We start from the raw sequence: 495 nt of genomic DNA on the forward strand, positions 1-495 counted from the left end.
GTCCCGGGGATCCAGGTCCAGCTCGCCCTTTCCCACCTTCGAGGCGTAGGTGACCTGCGACTCGTCCTGCTCCGTCCACTCGGCCGCGCCGTTCTGCACGTGCACGAGGGCCGTGAGCAGGGCATGCGAGCCCAGGTTCGCCAGCTCGTCGGTGAGCTCCGGGGCCGTCTTGCCGTCGATGCGCGCCGTGCGGCACACGCAGTAGGCGCCCGTGTCCAGGCCCTCCTCCATGCGCATGATGCACACGCCCGCCACGGCGTCGCCCGCGAGTATCGCGCGCTCCACCGGGGCCGCGCCGCGCCAGCGCGGCAGGAGCGACGCGTGCACGTTCAGGCACCCGAAGGGCGGCAGGTCCAGCACCGCCTTCGGCAGGATGGCGCCGTAGGCGGCCACGCAGATGACGTCGGGCTCGAACGAGGCCAGCTCGGCCTGCACGGCCTCGTCGCGCAGCGTGCGCGGCTCGAGCACGGGCAGCCCCAGACGCTCGGCGGTGCG

General features: G+C 73.5%; 1 protein-coding gene. It reads right to left on the reverse strand.

Annotated features, from left to right (window positions below; all coding sequences use genetic code 11):
* A partial coding sequence (locus GPA_RS13465; protein ID WP_167536678.1) for a methionyl-tRNA formyltransferase occupies positions 1 to 495 on the reverse strand: 495 nt, incomplete at both ends.

The sequence above is a fragment of the Gordonibacter pamelaeae 7-10-1-b genome (genome assembly GCF_000210055.1).
In the GTDB taxonomy this organism is placed as follows: Bacteria; Actinomycetota; Coriobacteriia; order Coriobacteriales; family Eggerthellaceae; genus Gordonibacter; species Gordonibacter pamelaeae.